Annotated in this window: 21 protein-coding genes; 10 read left to right on the forward strand and 11 right to left on the reverse strand. The window is 65.1% G+C overall.

All coding sequences use genetic code 11. The features are described from left to right. Window positions 1-72: 72 nt before the first annotated feature. Complete coding sequence (locus KZ498_RS11275; RefSeq protein ID WP_312618913.1) at window positions 73-606, forward strand: GNAT family N-acetyltransferase; 534 nt, start codon at window positions 73-75, stop codon at window positions 604-606. A gap of 105 nt (window positions 607-711) precedes the next feature. Here the strand turns inward: KZ498_RS11275 and KZ498_RS11280 are convergent, their stop codons facing one another. Then, window positions 712-1,719, reverse strand: coding sequence for a sodium:calcium antiporter (locus KZ498_RS11280; protein ID WP_312618914.1), 1,008 nt, complete (start codon window positions 1,717-1,719; stop codon window positions 712-714). A 47-nt stretch (window positions 1,720-1,766) separates the two neighbouring features. Beyond that, window positions 1,767-2,702 (reverse strand): A/G-specific adenine glycosylase, encoded by a 936-nt coding sequence (locus tag KZ498_RS11285; protein ID WP_312618915.1) that lies wholly within the window; start codon window positions 2,700-2,702, stop codon window positions 1,767-1,769. Between the two features lie 190 nt (window positions 2,703-2,892). On the opposite strand from KZ498_RS11285, the gene KZ498_RS11290 reads away from it, so the two are divergent. Then, window positions 2,893-3,219, forward strand: coding sequence for a hypothetical protein (locus tag KZ498_RS11290; protein WP_312618916.1), 327 nt, complete (start codon window positions 2,893-2,895; stop codon window positions 3,217-3,219). Here KZ498_RS11290 and KZ498_RS11295 read toward each other — a convergent pair. Continuing rightward, complete coding sequence (locus KZ498_RS11295; RefSeq protein WP_396276118.1) at window positions 3,216-4,490, reverse strand: MgtC/SapB family protein; 1,275 nt, start codon at window positions 4,488-4,490, stop codon at window positions 3,216-3,218. The genes KZ498_RS11290 and KZ498_RS11295 overlap by 4 nt on opposite strands. Window positions 4,491-4,613: 123 nt before the next feature. Next, entirely contained in the window at window positions 4,614-4,889 is a 276-nt protein-coding gene (locus KZ498_RS11300; protein ID WP_004518082.1) for a PadR family transcriptional regulator, read from the reverse strand. 209 nt (window positions 4,890-5,098) lie between these two features. Here KZ498_RS11300 and KZ498_RS11305 point away from each other — a divergent pair, with 209 nt between their 5' ends. Further along, on the forward strand, window positions 5,099-5,371 hold the full coding sequence (locus tag KZ498_RS11305; RefSeq protein ID WP_312618917.1) for an amphi-Trp domain-containing protein: 273 nt from the start codon (window positions 5,099-5,101) through the stop codon (window positions 5,369-5,371). 247 nt (window positions 5,372-5,618) lie between these two features. Here the strand turns inward: KZ498_RS11305 and KZ498_RS11310 are convergent, their stop codons facing one another. Beyond that, window positions 5,619-5,765, reverse strand: a complete 147-nt coding sequence (locus KZ498_RS11310) for a hypothetical protein (RefSeq protein ID WP_312618918.1) — start codon at window positions 5,763-5,765, stop codon at window positions 5,619-5,621. A gap of 59 nt (window positions 5,766-5,824) precedes the next feature. On the opposite strand from KZ498_RS11310, the gene KZ498_RS11315 reads away from it, so the two are divergent. Next, complete coding sequence (locus KZ498_RS11315; protein ID WP_312618919.1) at window positions 5,825-6,544, forward strand: TFIIB-type zinc ribbon-containing protein; 720 nt, start codon at window positions 5,825-5,827, stop codon at window positions 6,542-6,544. A gap of 4 nt (window positions 6,545-6,548) precedes the next feature. On the opposite strand, the gene KZ498_RS11320 is transcribed toward KZ498_RS11315, so the two are convergent. From KZ498_RS11320 to KZ498_RS11330, 3 genes are all read right to left on the reverse strand, one after another. Then, window positions 6,549-7,031, reverse strand: coding sequence for an NUDIX hydrolase (locus KZ498_RS11320; RefSeq protein WP_312618920.1), 483 nt, complete (start codon window positions 7,029-7,031; stop codon window positions 6,549-6,551). Then, complete coding sequence (locus KZ498_RS11325; protein ID WP_312618921.1) at window positions 7,032-7,925, reverse strand: bifunctional methylenetetrahydrofolate dehydrogenase/methenyltetrahydrofolate cyclohydrolase; 894 nt, start codon at window positions 7,923-7,925, stop codon at window positions 7,032-7,034. It abuts the gene before it with no gap. 75 nt (window positions 7,926-8,000) lie between these two features. Further along, window positions 8,001-8,555 carry a hypothetical protein gene (locus tag KZ498_RS11330; protein ID WP_312618922.1) on the reverse strand — a complete coding sequence of 185 codons (555 nt, stop codon included), beginning with the start codon at window positions 8,553-8,555 and terminating at the stop codon, window positions 8,001-8,003. A gap of 115 nt (window positions 8,556-8,670) precedes the next feature. On the opposite strand from KZ498_RS11330, the gene KZ498_RS11335 reads away from it, so the two are divergent. Next, the gene (locus KZ498_RS11335) at window positions 8,671-9,018 is read left to right on the forward strand and encodes a hypothetical protein (protein ID WP_312618923.1); all 348 of its coding nucleotides are present in this window, start codon (window positions 8,671-8,673) and stop codon (window positions 9,016-9,018) included. 79 nt (window positions 9,019-9,097) lie between these two features. Here KZ498_RS11335 and KZ498_RS11340 read toward each other — a convergent pair whose 3' ends face one another. The 3 genes from KZ498_RS11340 to glyA all read right to left on the reverse strand — a co-directional run bounded on the left by KZ498_RS11340 (window position 9,098) and on the right by glyA (window position 11,094). After that, complete coding sequence (locus KZ498_RS11340) at window positions 9,098-9,466, reverse strand: DUF5615 family PIN-like protein (protein ID WP_312618924.1); 369 nt, start codon at window positions 9,464-9,466, stop codon at window positions 9,098-9,100. Continuing rightward, window positions 9,463-9,738, reverse strand: a complete 276-nt coding sequence (locus KZ498_RS11345; RefSeq protein WP_312618925.1) for a DUF433 domain-containing protein — start codon at window positions 9,736-9,738, stop codon at window positions 9,463-9,465. Before KZ498_RS11345 ends, KZ498_RS11340 begins: the two co-directional genes overlap by 4 nt. Window positions 9,739-9,846: 108 nt before the next feature. After that, window positions 9,847-11,094: a serine hydroxymethyltransferase gene (gene glyA, locus KZ498_RS11350; RefSeq protein ID WP_312618926.1), complete on the reverse strand. Its 1,248-nt coding sequence runs from the start codon at window positions 11,092-11,094 to the stop codon at window positions 9,847-9,849. 154 nt (window positions 11,095-11,248) lie between these two features. On the opposite strand from glyA, the gene KZ498_RS11355 reads away from it, so the two are divergent. From KZ498_RS11355 to KZ498_RS11375, 5 genes are all read left to right on the forward strand, one after another. After that, window positions 11,249-13,336, forward strand: coding sequence for a hypothetical protein (locus KZ498_RS11355; RefSeq protein WP_312618927.1), 2,088 nt, complete (start codon window positions 11,249-11,251; stop codon window positions 13,334-13,336). Between the two features lie 377 nt (window positions 13,337-13,713). Further along, window positions 13,714-14,532 (forward strand): transcriptional regulator TbsP, encoded by an 819-nt coding sequence (tbsP, locus tag KZ498_RS11360; RefSeq protein ID WP_312618928.1) that lies wholly within the window; start codon window positions 13,714-13,716, stop codon window positions 14,530-14,532. A 31-nt stretch (window positions 14,533-14,563) separates the two neighbouring features. Further along, a complete protein-coding gene (locus tag KZ498_RS11365; RefSeq protein ID WP_312618929.1) occupies window positions 14,564-16,273 on the forward strand; it encodes a YcaO-like family protein in 1,710 nt (569 codons plus the stop codon). A 45-nt stretch (window positions 16,274-16,318) separates the two neighbouring features. Continuing rightward, on the forward strand, window positions 16,319-16,546 hold the full coding sequence (locus tag KZ498_RS11370) for an antitoxin VapB family protein (protein ID WP_312618930.1): 228 nt from the start codon (window positions 16,319-16,321) through the stop codon (window positions 16,544-16,546). Further along, window positions 16,547-16,951: a PIN domain-containing protein gene (locus KZ498_RS11375; RefSeq protein WP_312618932.1), complete on the forward strand. Its 405-nt coding sequence runs from the start codon at window positions 16,547-16,549 to the stop codon at window positions 16,949-16,951. Window positions 16,952-16,959 lie beyond the last annotated feature (8 nt).

Below are 16,959 nucleotides of genomic sequence, written 5' to 3' on the forward strand. Positions count from 1 at the left end.
ACACCGCCTGTGGCGTCAGTTGCGGACCTGTGAAACGCCGGGTGGTGCCCAGGCACCGTCGACGGGACACGCATGACGGCCATCCGCCGGGCCTTCGACGCGGACGCCGACGGTATCCGCCGGGTCGCTCGGGCGGCGTGGCACGACGCCTACGACTCGCTGGATTCCGATGTCATCGACGAGACGATAGCCGACTGGTACGCCGACCCACTGGGCAGCGCGCTCCACGGGTGGGCCGGCGGCGTCCCCGCCAACGACCTCGAGGACATCGAGGCGACGCTACTGGTCGCCGAGCAGGACGGCGAAGTCATCGGATTCACCCAGGGGATCACCATGCATACGACGGGGACGATGCTGCGGTTGTACGTCCACCCGGACTACCACGGAGAGGGCATCGGGACGGCCCTGTACGACCGGCTCGAGGACATCTTCTTAGAACACGGCGTCGAGCAGTTCCGGGCGCTCGACCTGGCATCGAACGACCGGAGCCGGGAGTTCTTCGAAAACCTCGGTTTCGAACGAATCAAGACTCGCTCGCTCACTATCGGCGGCGACCCCTACGACGAGGCGGTTTACTCTCGCACGCTATCGTCCGACGGCGAATAGGTAACACGCACGGACGGCTGGATGGCCCAGCACAGCCCGCAGGCATCACTGCCGCTGGTCGGGGCTTGCACTGGCAACCCACCAGTGACAGCAACACGGCCCGTCTCAGATACCGCGGACCGTCTCGATGAGCCCGACGGATTCTAGCGCCATCCAGCAGACGAACACCACGTACAGGCCAAGCAGCGTGTACGCTTCGCGGTCCGAGAGTTCGAGGTCCGTCCGGATGAACACGATGAACACCAGCGTCGCGAACCCCAGAAAGCCCATCGTCGGAATCGCCACGAGGAAGTCGATCGTCGCCCGGCCTGCCAGGAGGACGCCGACAGGAATCGCCACCAGAAGGTTGAACGTGTTGCTCCCCAGCACGTTCGTCAGGCTCGTGACGCTGTCGTCGTCTTTCGCCGCCCGGACGCTGACGAAGGCATCGGGGAGGCTCGTGCCGGCGGCGATGACGGTCAACCCCCAGAGGAACGTCGGCGTGTCGAAGATGACACCGAGAGAGAGCGCGCCCTGGACCATCCCCTCGACGCCGACGGTGATGATGACGAGCCCGACTCCGAGAAGCCCCCACTCCCGGGCCGGCCGGACACTGTGCGCTTCGTCCGCGACGTGTTCGCTGGCGTCCTGCTGGTGCAAGAAGACGTAGATGCCGTAGGTTGCGAGCGGAACGGCGGCCAGTGTGGGGGTCAGTACAGCCGCCCGGTTGGTTCCGCCCGGGACGTACGTCGCCCCGAGGGCGAACACGATGAACAAGATGAGGACACTGATGACGTAGAACTGGGCGTCTTTGTGGACGATGTCGCGCGTGGACCGGAGCTCCTCGCTCGAGAGCGCCGCGAGGGCCGGAATCACGAGCAGATTGAATATCGCGCTCCCGACGATGGCACCGACGCCCAGCGAGAACTCGTCGTGGACGACGGTACTGATGACGACCGAACTTATCTCCGGGAAACTCGACCCGACGGCGACGACGATGGCGCCGTGGACCGCCACCGGCAACCCGTAGTACCTGCTCAGCCGTTCGGCAGCCTGCTCGAAGTACGCGCTCCCTTTCCAGATGACAGCGGTTGCGACGACGATGAGGGCGACCGAACCCAGCAAGCCAGCCATTGTGAACGTATTAGCCACAGGGGTTCAAGGGTGTGTTCCACTGGCGGTCAGCGCTTGAGGCGTGCAACGACGTCTCCCTCAGTACCGTCACACTCGACCAGCCCGTCGTCTTCGAGGTCTGACAGCAGCCCGCGAAGCCACTCCCGGCCGTACTCTCCCTGGGGAGCGTAGTCGACGCGCACACGCGGGCCGAGTTCGTCAAGTCGCAGTTCGTCGTACTCCTTGAGCGTCGCAACGACGCGGCCCCGCATCTGCCGGCGGCTTCCCTCGAACTCCGGCTGGGTCGGTACGTCCGGGGCAGTGAAATCGCCCGTCTCGTACGCCTGACACCACTCGCGCCACGGACATTGCGCGCCGTCGCAGTCCGGCGTCTTCTCGCAGGCAACCCCGCCCAGTTCCATGATGGCGTTGTTCCAGACCCGCGACCGCCCCTCGGGCATGAGCGCGCTCGCGGCTTCTTCAAACGCCGAATCGTCATCAGGCACGCCGAAGGCCCGATACAGGACGCGCTTGACGTTGGTGTCCACGACGGCGTTCCCGTTGTTGAACGCGAAGGAGGCGACAGCGTTGGCGGTGTAGGGCCCGACGCCCATCAGGTCGCTGAGGCCGTCCGGGTCGCGGGGCCACTCGCCGTCGAAGTCGCTGACAATTTGCCCGGCAGCCTCGTGGAGGTACTTCGCCCGGTTGTTGTATCCCAGCGAGTGGCTGGTCCAGAAGCCCACGACGGCCGAGCGGTCGGCTCCGGCCAGGGCCGCTGCGGTCGGCCAGCGGTCCAGGAAGTCCTCCCAGGCGTCGACGACGCGGTCCAGCTGGGTCTGCTGGCTCATCACCTCAGAGACGAGAATCTCGTAGGGGTCTGTCGTCTCCCGCCACGGATACGAGCGGTGGTCCGCCTCGTACCACTCCACGAGCGCGTCCCGGACAGCCGACGGGTCCGCAGGCACGCCTCCCGGCCGGTCCGTCGCTGTCGACTGGTCGGTCATACCCTCCTTTGGCCCTGTCCTGATTTGTGCGTGGCGGTCGCCGCACCTCGGCCGTCTGCCTCGAAACGCCCCACGCGGATGCGGCGCTGTCGTGGTCCGGTTCGACCCCTCGACCGGCTGTCCCCGGATTCCCGATAGCGACCCCAGCCGAGTCGTAAGGGGTTTCCTCGCGCTCGTCGTCTGCGTCTGTATGAGCCTCGAGGACCTACAGGACGATATCGAAGCGGCGTACGGCGACTTCGACGACGAGTTCGAGCTGTCTATCGACCGCGAGACGCGCAACGAACTCGCGATGCTGTCGGTCGCGCTCGACCCGGACGACCCTGACGAACTCGTACGGCGCGCGGTCCACATGCTGTTTCAGTCGACTGTCGACCGCGGGACGCTGGATTTCCACCTCCGGTCTACCTATGACTGCACCTACGACGAGTACCTCTCGGGGATGACCTTCGACCAGATGACCGGGAACGACTTCCCACAGCCCCAGGACAACGACGACCGGCGCTACCAGTTCTAGAGCAGTAGCCCGAGCGCCAGCACCGTCGCCACGCCCAGGATGACCGAACTCCAGAACGCGACGCGCGAGGCGAACGCGCGGTTCGGTCCCGGAGCCGTCAGCGCGGCCTTGACCGCGATGCTGGCCGCCGTCGCCGCGAGGATGGCGAGCATCGCCGTCGTAGCGCTGATGGCCCCGGCGCGGTACAGCAACACGGCCGAGGTGGTCGCGCCGGCGCTCGAGACCAGGCCGCTGAGTGCCGACGTGATGTACAGACCCGCCGTGCCGAACTGCGTCTCCGCGAACCCGCCGGCGACCACGACCAGCAGGAACACCCCGCCGAAGGCCAGCGCGTTCCGCAGGGAAAACGGACTCTCAAGCCCCATGTCGACCGTCTCGGACCAGTCCGCCGTGTACGCGGCGACGGCGACGCTGCCGACGATGACGGCTCCCAGGGGGAGGACTGCCTCGACCAGGACGCCCCGTTCGATAGTGAAAAACACGGTGATGAGGAGGTTCCGAAGCGCCATCGCCGCGTCGGCTAGCAAGATTGCGGCCACGGCGTAGGAGGTGGCGTCCGGTCGCTGCCGGACGTGGTCGAGCATCGTGCCGACGACCGCCGTCGACGACGCCAGGCCGCCGAAAAAGCCGGTGACGGCGATGCCGCGGCCGCCGTAGGTCTGGACGATTGCGTAGTTGACGATACCGATGCCGGCGACGAACACCACCATCAGCCAGATGACCCGCAGCTCCACGGCGACGTCCAGCAGCCCGCCGGGTATCTCGACCGGTTCGGACGGGAGCAGGGGGTAGATGACGAAGGCGATGATGGCGAACTCCGTCGCCGAGCGCAGTTCCTCGCGGGTGAGTCCCCACGCCAGCGAGTGGAGTTCCCGCTTGAGCACCAACAGCAGCGACGAGAAGACGGCGACTGAGACGCCTTCGAGGATGAACCCCTGTGCGACCAGCGCCCCGACGCCGTAGGCGACGAGCATCGACACGGACGTGGTCAGTGACAGCCCCTCGCCTTCCCCGTCGACGAGTAGCCCCTGGGCTGCGAGCAGGATGCCCTGCACGATGACCAGCACGCCGCCGACGACGAGCAGCGCCTGATTGTCGACCAGCGTGAACACCGCGGCGAGCAGGCTGATCAGCGCGAACGTCCGAATGCCCGCCGACTTCTGTGACCACTCCCGCTCCAGCCCGAGAAACATCCCGAGCGCCCCCGCGAGCAGGATTCGAAACACGGTCGTCTGAATCGGCTCCGGGGACAGCTGCAAGAGAGACGACACAGGTGTGATACAGCAGGGGTGGGCTAAAGTGATAGGGGACTGCTACGGTCGGTCCCTGTCGGCTCACAGACGCGACGCTACCGGCGAAACGACGGCCTCGGCACAAGCGGCGCTGCGACGCTGTTACAGGTCGACGTACTGGTCTTCCCACTCGCGGCGGGCGTCTATCTCGCGACGCCCGCGACGTGTGAGCGTATAGAAGTTGGTCCGGCGGTCGCGCTGGCCCTTCTCGACCAGTCCCTTGTCGACCAGGGTGTCGAGGTTCGGGTAGAGGCGACCGTGATGGATCTCCTTCTCGTAGTACGCTTCGAGTTCTTCCTTGATAGCTAAGCCGTGGGGCTCCTCCCTGCCAGCGATCACGTAGAGAAGGTCACGCTGGAATCCTGTCAGGTCGTGCATCGATCTTCCTGTATAACGGTTTAGTATCTATACTGTTAAATATATCGGCCCAGAGAATTTGGAGCGGTCCCCGTAGACTGGACTGTCGAATTTTCCGTACTTAGGCCCGTTGTCGATGGTTTGCTCATACGGCAAATACAGTCAGTATATCATCATTCTTCCGAAACTGATGGCAACAGTATTATTTGTCAGTGGGGGCTACAGACGGTATGGTAGAAACAGTCCTGTTCGAAAACGAGCAAGTACTCGACCGCAGCGCCGTCGCGACATACCTCAGAACGGTAGCCGACTCGCTGGATGACGGTTCCGATATCACACTCAGCGCAGGCGGTCAGGAAGTGACGTTGGCGCCGCCATCGCAGGTGGAGTTCGAGGTCAAAGCCGAGCGCGAGGGGCCGGAGGGCGGCGACGGCGAGCTCAGCATCGAGCTCGAACTGGAGTGGCCCGAGAACCCGACGGACACGGACCTTTCAATCGAGTAAGCAGCCGTACCGTCCAGCAGACACCCGTCGGTCATAGAAGGCACTCTTGTATGCTATTTCAGCGAAGTAAGTGGAAAGCGGTCGCGAAAAACGCGACCGCTTGCCGCCCTGAATTGGTCCCCGCTGACGCTTCGGCCCTCCAAGCGAAGCGTCACTTGGTCGAATGGGGCAGAATAACTTAAAAGTACCGGCCCCGTCCAGCAGATGTTAGTTATCGAAACAGAAGCGTATGGAAGCTGTAACCAACTCAGATATGTTCCTCCTCGAGCACCCAGCCGAGTGCCCGCTTGTAGTGGGTGAACATCATCCGGACCCGCTCGTGGTTCATCTCCTCGTCGTCTAACTGTTCAGCGAGGAACTCGTACTGCTCGCGGACCTCGTCTTCCGAGCGCATGCGTCGACGTAGGCAGCCCTCGCGGAACAATCTTGAGGGCTGCCCTCCCAGCATCACGTATGAAAGTCCGCGGGGAGCGCGAGTGCCAGGACTGTGGCACGCGATGGCGGTACTACGAGACGGGGAGCATCGCCTGTCCGGACTGTGGCAGCATCCACAGCGTCGGCGTCGACGAGCACACCGAACACACCGACACACCGGCCACGCTCGACCTGACGCCGGTCCGGAGCCGAATCGACGCGGATTCGATCCGAGAGATCGCTGACGCGGCCGCAGAGCGGTGCCGGGAGTACACGCGCAAGCGTGGGTTCATCGACGCGGGCGCGCTTCGCCCGCTCGACCAGACGTTCGTCGCCGCGGTCGAACTCCAGCACGTCGGCGCGCACCTCGCCCGGGAGATGCGCAGCAGCGACCCGGCAGAGCGGTACTTCTACGAACTGCTCGGAGGGGCTGACGACGGCGACCGTCCGGCTGTGGAATCGGTCCCGTCGGAGCTACGCGTGCCGTTCGGCCTGGCGATGGCGGCCGCCGTCGGCAGCTATCAGCGGGACACACGGACGTATCTGGACGGAGAGCCGGACCCCACCGCGCGACAGCTCTCCGGACGGATCCGCGACCATCGGAAGCGGATCGAGGCCCTGGACGGCGATGTCGACCCCGCGGACGCGAACCGCCTCGTCCACGCGACGCGGGACCTGGGCTCGTACATCACCGGCGACGAGAGCGCCTTCGTCAGAGCCGAGAACTGGCTCGCCGGCATCGAGGACGACACCGTCTGAGCAGTCACCGGAGCCGCCGAACCAGCGTCTCGTCCAGACAGTCCTGTGGCACCGAGTCTCGCCACGTCACAGTCTCGATTCCCTCACCGTCGAGTCCCGGGTCCGACGTGAGCGTCGTCGACTGGGCCGTCCCGCGATAGGTTCCGAAGAAGAACGTCGCTTCACGCCCGCCGTCGGTCACGGTGACCTCGGTGACGGCGGCCAGTCCGTCGACAGTAATGTCTACTCCTGTCTCCTCGCGCACCTCGCGGCACACGGCTTCCTTCCGCGTCTCACCGGCCTCGACGCCGCCGCCCGGGAGCTTCCAGGTCTCGTCCTCGTAGACAAACAGCAGCCGGTCCGCCGAGTCGGTGACGAGCGCGCCGACCGCCCAGTGGAGCCCCCGGTCGGCACGGGCACGGACCCCGTCGACGCCCGCCGTGTCGGTCTCGCGGGTCACTCGTCGGGTCAACATATCGCGCTCTTCGAAGGCCGAAAGCGTCGGCATTCAGGGGAGGTCGACGTCGATGTCGTGTTGCAGGCCGGTCGCTTTCACCGTGTTGTACAGCAACATCGCGCGGGTCATCGGGCCGACGCCGCCGGGGACCGGCGTGATTGCGCCCGCGACCTCCTTCGCGCTCTCGTACTCGACGTCGCCGACGAGTTCGTACCTCTTCTCCGTGTCGGCCTCGACGCGGTTGATGCCCACGTCGATGACCGTCGCGCCCGCCTGAATCATCTCGCCGTCTATCATCTCCGGGACGCCGGCCGCAGCGACGAGGATGTCCGCGTTCCGCGTCCGCTCGGCGAGGTTCTCGGTGCGCGAGTGACACACCGTCGTCGTCGCGTTGCCGCCCGGTGCCTTCTGGATGAACAGGTTCGCCATCGGCTTGCCGACAATGTCCGACCGGCCGACGACGACGGCGTCCTTGCCTTCGGTGTCCACGCCGGCGCTCTCGATGAGCTTCTGGATGCCGTGGGGCGTGCAGGGCTTGTAGCGGGCGTCACCGGCCACGAGCCGGCCGACGTTCTCCGGGTGGAAGCCGTCGACGTCCTTCATCGGGTCGATGGCCCGGAGGACCTCGCGGTCCTCCACGTGGTCGGGTACGGGCATCTGGACCAGAATCCCGTTGACGTCGTCGTCGGCGTTGAGGTCCTCGACGGTGTCGTACAGCTCGGCGGCGTCCGCGTCGGGGTCGATGTCGATGTCGATGGCCTCGATGCCGACCTCCTCGCAGTCGTCCTGTTTCATCGAGACGTACGTCTCGCTCGCCGGGTCCTCGGACATCAGGACCGTCGCCAGCGACGGGCGGGCGCCGGCGTCGGCGAGGCGGTCGATGGACGCGACCAGATCGTCCCGGATGGACTGGGCAACGGCGTTGCCGTCGATGATGTCTGTCATTACCTACACCGGCGGCGCGGGACGGTATGAACGTCCCGGATTTCGGCCAGCCGCGACAGACTGCCGCTCCCCAGGTCAAGGACAGTCCGATTCGGTGACCGACCGTCGTTCGGACCCCTGCGCGACGGGCCGCGTTTCGCCGCCCGGAACGGCCACCGTCATCGCCTGCCCGCCGTAGCCGTGGGTCTGGTCGTGGCCCCGGACCACGACACAGCCCACATCGTCGGGAACTGCAATCGTCTCCGACCGAGTGAACGGGGCCGTCGAGTGGGCGTGCAGGAGGTCCCGGCGGCCAAGCCGGTCACCATTCGGCGTTTCGACCTCCCACCAGTCCGCGTAACCGTCCTCGCCGTCGTCGTCGTGATACAGCGTCACGTCGAACCGATACTCCTGGTCCCCGCTGTTGGTCACGACCACGTCGGTTACGTTCGCTTCGCGGAGGTCCAGGTCAGGACGCTCGGTTCCGTCCGTCTTGGCCAGAGAGGTCGTCGTCGATTCAGTGGGTGGCGTCGTCCCGGAGTCGGACGACTGCGAGTCGGGTCCAGAACCACCGTCGCATCCGGCGAGCGCGGCAACTGCCGCCACGCCCGCACTCAGGACCGCGCGACGCGTCCTGTCGGTCTCGGTCACGCTGAACCCAACGGCGGGCCCGGTAAAAAATCAGCGGGCACGCCGGACCGCTCGGACGAACGCGTCATCGGTAATCAGGGTATACGTTCATGCTGTCAGCCATCCATTGTGTCTCATGGTTGCACGACGTCTCCTGAGCCTGCTCGTCAGCAGCACGAACCGAAGCCCGGACCGGAAAACCAGACGACTCCGGCGCAACGCCGTCGAAATCGTCACCCGCCCGTTCCGGACGCTCTACGCCATCGTGTTCATGACCCTGCTTTTCGGCGTCATGTACACGATATTCTACGACAGCGGCGCGGTCGCTGCCGTCGACGCGGCGGAGGGAGACGCGGTTGCGATGGCACTGGCGGTCCTGCCACCGCTCCCTATCCTCGCGCTCATTGCCCTCGCGATGGCGGTTCTGGTCCCGTTCACGATGCTGTTCAGGGGCGTCAGCGACGAAAGCCGATATTACCGGTAAAACGACGTTCGGAGCCGCTCAGTCGTACAGGGTGTACTCGTCGGTCAGTTCGTCCACGCGGTCGCTCCGGCGGCGTCTCTCATTCGTGGAGCCACTCGTACCACTCGCCCAAGTCGACCAGTTCGTTTTCGATTCCAGCCGCTCCATACTGGTCGAACACTTCGTCGACAGTCCGAGCCAGTCCTTCCGGATCAGTATCCGGGAGTTTTTGTTCGTAGTAGAGGAGAACCCCTGCGTGGTCACACTCCCGGCTCAGCGGCTCGAAATCCTTTGCGTTGTTTGTCAACAGGACAGTGCCGTGTTCCCCACACCACTCCAGTAGCTCGGCATCTGTCGTGTGTTCCCCGAACCGGTCTTTTGCCTGTTCCACGTCGTGTCCGCGTTCACGAAGCAACCGCTCAAAGACACGACCGACGTGCTCATCGAGAAGAATCTGCGCGCCCGTCACTGGACCGTTTCTTTCGGCTTCAGCGACGACTCTCGGGCTCGCTCGAACGCGTCTTCGTTATCTCGTTCGAGTTCACGCATCTCGTCAATGTGTGCGTAGTAGTAGGAAAGTGCCTCATACACTTCTGAGAGCGAAATATCGAGCTGGTCAGCGACGTGAGCGGGACTCAGACCACCTTCGATTGCCCGCGTCGCGACGTGGCGAACACCGACTCTCGTCCCGTCAATCCTCGGTTCGCCACCGAGAATCTCTCTGTCGCGTGTGATACTCATATAGGTAAGTAGACACACGCACCGGTTATATCTTTTCGGCGACCGTAACGCGAGTCTCGTGACCGATATGGGAACCCACACCGAGGATAGTGAGTGCGGACGGAGCGCCTACTCGTACAGGGTGTACTCGTCGGTCAGTTCGTCCACGCGGTCACTGACCGTCGCGACGACGTCGTCGTCGTGGGGGGCGTCGACGACCTCGTAGATAAGATCCGCGACCTCGCGGCAGGCCTCTTCGCCGAACCCACGAGTGGTGAGTCCAGGTGTGCCGGCACGGATGCCCGAGGGGTTAAACGCCGAGCGGGTCTCGCCGGGGACGGTGTTGGCGTTGAGGACGATGCCGGCCTCCTCAAGCGCTGCCTCGACGTCTTTGCCGGTCGTATCCGGGTGGGACGGCCGGAGGTCGATGAGCACGAGGTGGTTGTCCGTGCCGCCGGAGACCAGCGAGAGGCCGTGCTCTTTGAGTCGCTCACCGAGCGCGATGGCGTTGTCCACCGTCTGTTCGGCGTACTCCTCGAACTCGGGACTCAGCGCCTCACCGAAACCGACGGCCTTGCCGGCGACGTTGTGCATCAGCGGGCCGCCCTGGGAGCCTGGGAAGACGGCGTTGTCGATGTCGTCGGCGTACTCTTCGGCACACATGATGATGCCGCCGCGGCCGGCGCGGATGGTCTTGTGCGTCGACCCGGTGACGAAGTCGGCGACGCCGACCGGCGACTCGTGGACGCCGGCGGCGACGAGGCCGGTGATGTGGGCGATGTCCGCGAGGTGGTAGGCATCAGTGGCGTCGGCGGCTTCCTGGATGCGCTCGAAGTCGACCTCTCGTGGATAGGCCGAGTACCCCGAGACGATGATGTCCGGGTCGAACTCCTCGGCGTGGTCGTGTAGCGCTTCGTAGTCGATGTAACCGGTTTCCTCGTCGACTTTGTACTGTTCGACCTCGTACACCTGGCCGGCGAAGTTCGCCGGGTGGCCATGTGAGAGGTGGCCGCCGTGAGTCAGGTCAAGCGAGAGAATCTTGTCGCCTGGTTCGAGGACGCCGAGGTAGACGCCCATGTTGGCCTGCGAACCGGAATGGGGCTGGACGTTGACGTGGTCCGCGCCCCACAGTTCCTTGGCGCGGTCGATGGCGAGTTCCTCGACGTCGTCGGCGTACTCGCAGCCGCCGTAGTAGCGCTCGCCGGGATAGCCCTCGGCGTACTTGTTCGTCAGTTCGGAGCTCTGGGCCTCCATGACGGCCTCGCTGACGTGGTTCTCGCTTGCGATCATCGCCAGCGTGTCGTTCTGCCGGCCCCGTTCGCCCTCCAGGGCGTCTGCGACTGCCGGGTCCGTCTCTCGTACGGTTTCGTAGCTCATGTGTCTGGGTCGGGACCGGGACGACAATAATCTACCCTTTGGGCCCACGCGTGCGAGGAGGTGGCACGTCCTGTTCGCTATCTGGGATACGGCGTGTGTGACACCGTTCTGACATACGTACGTATATATCGGATGACGTTCCACATGCCCATACATGGTCACCTGGGGGGTGACGGGCGAGCGGGTGGGCCGGGACAGCAGTGAGGCGCTGGACTGGGACGGGCAAACGGTCGACCCGACCGCACTAGTGCGCCAGTTGCACAGTCGCGAGGCCACGGACGGTGGAGGGGTACCACAGCATGTCGACGACTGTTACCGCGGGACCGTTACCGAGTTAGCGCTGCCGGCGGTGGATGCCACGGTAACCCGAATCGACACTGACACCGACATCGGGACGGTCGACTCGCCGACGACGCTACAGGCGGGGACGTATCTGCTGACGATGCAGGCCCGTGCGTCGGGAAGCGGTGGGGAATCCCCGCTCGGGGTCGTCGACGACGTTCGGATTCACGTCCGCTTCGACGGGCCAGCGTCGCTCCACTCGGCCGGTGTCACCACTGTCCTCGCCTTCCGGGAGTCGACGTGTGTCACCGTCGGGTTCGTCTGGGAGACGAACGCGGAGCGGCCGCATCTGCAGGTCCCGGCAACACCTGCGGGGCTCGCAACCGCGATTACGCATCTGAGCGGGGCGCATCACACGATGCAGCCGTCCCGCTCGCACCCGGAACTCCGCGGCCATCCGCCGGTAGTCACGACCGGCGAGACGACCCGGGTCCCCGAACCGGTTCGGGCGGACCGTCCCGAGACCGGCATCGCGCTTCGGGTCCCGGAGTGTGAGGCGGAACTGCTCGTCAGCGCCCCGCTGGCGTACTATCTCGGGGCCGAAGTGGTCGTCGAGTCGCGGGACTCCACGCTGTTGACAGCCGACGGCACGTCGGTACGACTCTCCTTCGACGCGTGGCCGTCACTACAGGACGGCGTCGCAGCGCTGCTCAGGAAGGTGTTCTACCTCGACTGCCAGGTCAGACGTATCGACCCGGCCGAGAGCGGGACCCGTATCTCGTCGGCCCTTTCGCTGGACCCGGACACCGTTCGGTCGCTGTCGCCGGCCGGGCGGCTCGAACGGTACGTCGACGTCTCCGACGAGGCCGTGAATTCGATTCTGCCGGAGTGGCCCCTTTCGACGTACGTCTCGCCGGCGCCGGAGCGGGTCCGCTGCCTGCCCTTCCTGCTCGACCGGCTCAGCCTGATCTACCTCCCGGACAGCTCCCGGCTCGACCGAGGCGAACTCCTCGACAGAACGCTGTCGGACTCGTATCTGAGCCGCGGGTCGGCCGAGCGCCCGCCAGTCATCGAGCCGAACCTGCGGGAAGGCCAACTCCACGCCTGGCTCGCGCCGGGCACCCCCATCGACGCCTGCAAGACGCCGCCGGAAGCGTACGTCAATCGCTACCGGTCACAGACCAGGGACAGCGACGACCAGCGGGTCACGGTCGTCCTCAACGACGAGGAGATGGCAGACGAACACACCGAAGTCACGGAGATATACCGGGCGGCCGACCTCCCGATGGACGTGCAGGTCAGCGAACTGCTGTCGGTCGAGGAACTGGCCGGCGTGTTCCGACAGCCGACGGAGTTCGTCCACTTCATCGGCCACTGCGACGACGGGGGCCTGCGCTGTCCCGACGGCAATCTGGCGCTGGCGTCGCTATCGGAGGTCCGGACGCAGACGTTCTTCCTGAACGCCTGTGGGTCCTACGGCGAGGGGCTGGACCTGGTGGGACAGGGCGCAGTTGCCGGCGCAGTGACGCTGACTGACGTGCTGGACAAACACGCCGCGCTGGTCGGCACCGCCTTCGCACGCCTGCTCAGTAACGGCTTCAGCATCCAGCGAGCGCTGGAACTGGCCCGCCGGCGGATAATAATGTGCAAGGACTACGCGGTTGTCGGCGACGGGACCTACTCGATTGTACCCAGTCCCGCAGAGCCGGCGGTGGTCTGGCTCTCGGAGGGAGAGACGGGGTTCGACGTACAGTGTACGGTCGTCGCCCCGGAACGGCCCGGCGAGAGCTACCGGCTGCCGTTCGACGACAGCGCGGCGCTGAACGGCGAACAGACGAGTCACTCGCTGGGCGCCGCGGAGTTGGCCGACGCGCTGGGCCAGACGTCGATGCCGGTCGTCTACGACGGGGAACTCCACTGGTCCGACGACCTGGCTGCGCGGCTCCGGACGGACTTCTGACGGACCGACACCCGTCACGCTCTGTGGCGGGACCCGGGAAGTCGTGCCTGTTTCAACTGATGTCAACCGAGGAATACTAGGAGTCGACACTGCCGGGGTCCCCTGAGTACCCAGGTGAAGATGCAAAATGTGTGACTCAGCCGTGGGCACTGCCGGGCAGGAGCCCGGAGCCTCCAGCCACTAATCCGACCGCCGTACCGCGATGACAGCGGCCGGAACGGGTGGTTCAGTCCGTGAGTCGGACGCCTTCTGGTTAGGACGGATTTGGAATATTTTATCGCCGTTCGTCGGTGGGTGTTGTCGGAATACGTGCGAAATCAACACGGCCTGTTCGGTAAAATTAAATATAATAGTCCTCTATATACTGGCATCGGACAATGACTGAAAATCTCCTTCAGGATGACGTCGGTTCTATGTTGACCACTGTGTTCGGGGCGACTGACGAGCCGGTGTACGTCGTGAACCCGTCCCGACGGAGCATCTCGGAGCTTGTATCGACACTCGACGCTGACTCGGACGCCCCCGAAGTTCGCCTGCTGGCCGACGAGCGCGCACTGAAAGGCGTCATGGACGACTTCCTCGTCGCGAGCACCGCGGCCGACCTCATCGACGAAGGGCGGCTCACGATGCGGCTGCTCGACGACGTGCCGAACCACTCGGTGGCGGTGACTGTCGATACCGTGTACGCGCTCGTCACGATCAGCGACACGGTCGGCGGTCTCGGGACCGACGACGCCGAGTTCGTCGACAACGCCTACGACTACTACGACTCGACCTGGGCGGACGCCGCCGAGTACTCGCTCCGGACACCGCCGCTCAACCGCGTCCAGAGTACGCTGGAAGCGGACATCGGCCCGGAAACCGCATCGGATTTCAACGCCGTTCTGAACTCCCTGTCGACGGCCCGCGGCGACGGCGACGGGCTGGACGAGGTCACCATCAGCCTGCTCGTGGCCGCACGGAACGGCGAACTGCTGTACGACATCAGCAAGTGGGGCGAGGATGTCGGGCTGGCGAGCAAGGCGACGTTCTCACGGACGAAGACGAAACTGGAGGACATGAACCTCATCGACACCGAGAAGGTCCCGATAGACGTGGGCCGACCGCGACTCCGCCTGATGCTCGGCGACGAGCGCCTCAAGGACGCCGACCCGGACGAACTGGCCTCCGTGGCACAGTCGCTGCTGGCCGCGTAGGTTTTTCACGCTCCACCGCGAGGGGTTCGGCATGCGAACTGTCGAAGTCGTCGGGCGCGGACCGGCCGTCGATGCACTCACCCCGTTTCTCGCTGATATCGATGTCACAGTTTCACAGCCGTCGACGCCGACGGACGCCGGTGGCGACCTCGCTGTCGTCGTCGATACCGTCGGTTCGGAGACGTTCGCGACGTGGAACGAGCGGGCACGGACCACTGAAACGCCCTGGGTGGCCGTCGAACTGGGCGGCGTCGGCGGCGTCCCGGTGACCGACGCCGCAGTCAGCGGGTTCGGCCCGGAGACTGGCTGTTTCGACTGTCTGCGGACTCGGGTCGAAGCCACGGTCGACGACACCGAGGGACTCACAACGGCTCCGGCAACGGCCACGCAGCGGTTCGCCGGCGGGCTGGCGGGCCGACTGGTCACCCAGTTTCTTGACGGCGACGCTGCCCTCCTCGGGACTGTCACGGAACTGCCACACACCCAGCGGCGGTTCCTCCCGGTTCCGGGCTGTGACTGCGGCAAGACACCGAGCCGAAGCCTCGCCGACGGACGCCAGACAGCCCCCGACAGCGAGGCGCTGTCGCGGGCGGAACTCGGGCTCGACGACCGGGTCGGTATCGCCACGGAGGTCGGTGAGGTCGAGTCGTTCCCGGCTCCCTATTACCTCTCGACGCTCGCCGACACCGCCGGCTTCAGCGACGTGTCGGCTGCTGCCAAGGCCGCGGGTGTCGCCGTCGACTGGGACACGGCGTTCATGAAAGCGCTGGGCGAGAACTACGAGCGGTACGCGGCCGGGGTCTACCGCGAGGCGAGCCTACAGGGCGGGACAGTCCAGTCCGTTTCCGACGCCGTTGCGCCCGCGACGTTCGTCAGGGACGAGACCGAGTGGGACGAATCGACGGCGCTCCCCTGGGTCCCGGCCACGAATCTGCTGACAGACGAGAGACGGTCGCTCCCCGCCGAGACCGTCCACTATCCGCCGCCGTCGAACGTCGTCAGACCGGCGACGACGACCGGCCTGGGACTGGGCAACACCGTCACCGAGGCGCTGCTGACAGGGCTGTACGAGGTCATCGAGCGCGACGCCGCGATGCTCGCCTGGTACTCGACGTTCGAGCCGCTCCGAGTTGCCGTCGAGGACCACGCGCAGTACGACACGCTCAGACGCCGCGCAACGTCTGAGGGGCTCAAGGTGACGGCGCTGTTACTGACACAGGACGTTGACGTGCCGGTCATCACCGTCGCACTGGAGCGAGACGAGTGGCCCCGCTTCGCGCTGGGCACCGATGCCGGCCTGGACCCCGGTGCGGCCGCCGTCGGCGCGCTGGAGGAAGCGCTCCAGAACTGGATGGAGCTCGACAGCATGGGCCCCGAAGCGGCCATGGACGCACAGGGCGCTATCGGGCGCTACGCACAGTCACCCGGCGAGGCGGCCGACCTGACGGCGGCAGAGACGGCGGTCCCGCTCGACTCGCTCGGTCCCGAAACGGACCGCTCCGGCGAGGCGGAACTCGAGGCGCTGTGTGACCGGGCGGCCGACGCGGGGCTCACGCCGTACGGGGCACGGCTGACGACGCGTGACCTCGAACAGCTCGGGTTCGAGGCGGTCCGGGTCGTCTGTCCGTCGGCACAGCCGCTGTTCTTCGGTGAGGCGTTCTTCGGCGAGCGCGCCGAGACAGTCCCGGCCGACCTGGGCTTCGAACCGCGACTCGACAGGGACCACCATCCGTTCCCGTGACAAGTTGCTGAACGTTTTTGTATACGCATGCGTATGCATATATGTATGGGAGACACCTCGATTCGCGTTTCCGACGAGACGAAGACTCGGCTTGACCTCTACAAGCGAGAGGGCGAAAGTTACGAAGACGTGATACTTCGTCTCACCGAGCGGGACCCATGGACCGGGTTCGGGGCGCTCTCGGACACGGCAACTGAGACGCGAGAAGGGATGCAGCGGATTCGAGAGAGCATGCGAGCCGGACTGAACGAGGACATATCGGACAGCGAATAGATGTTGGTCCTCGACAACAACCTTCTCAGCGATTACCTCGATGGTACCGCATCAGCACGACAGTTCCTCGAACAGTACACCCAGGACGTGTGGGCCGTCTCATCCATCGTTCTCTACGAGGCATACATGGGCAGTGTTCACGGCCACATCGATGGGTCGCCAGAAACCATCCGGCAGGCAGTGACAGCATCGATGGAAGTGCTTGACGTGACTGAAGGGACTGCGAACGAAGCCGCAGCGCTGCAGGGTGAATTACTCGATAGAGGTGTGCCAGCGGACCATCCAGACACACTAATCGCGGCCACAGCGCGGCACCACGGCGCACAGTTTGCGACCGCAGAGAAGCATTTCTGGAACGAAGACGTACAGGACGTTCTGGATATCGCCGAGTACGATCCGTACTAAAAACCCGT

Origin of the sequence: Haloarcula sp. 1CSR25-25, assembly GCF_032027985.1 — an archaeon.
Taxonomy (GTDB): Archaea; Halobacteriota; Halobacteria; order Halobacteriales; family Haloarculaceae; genus Haloarcula.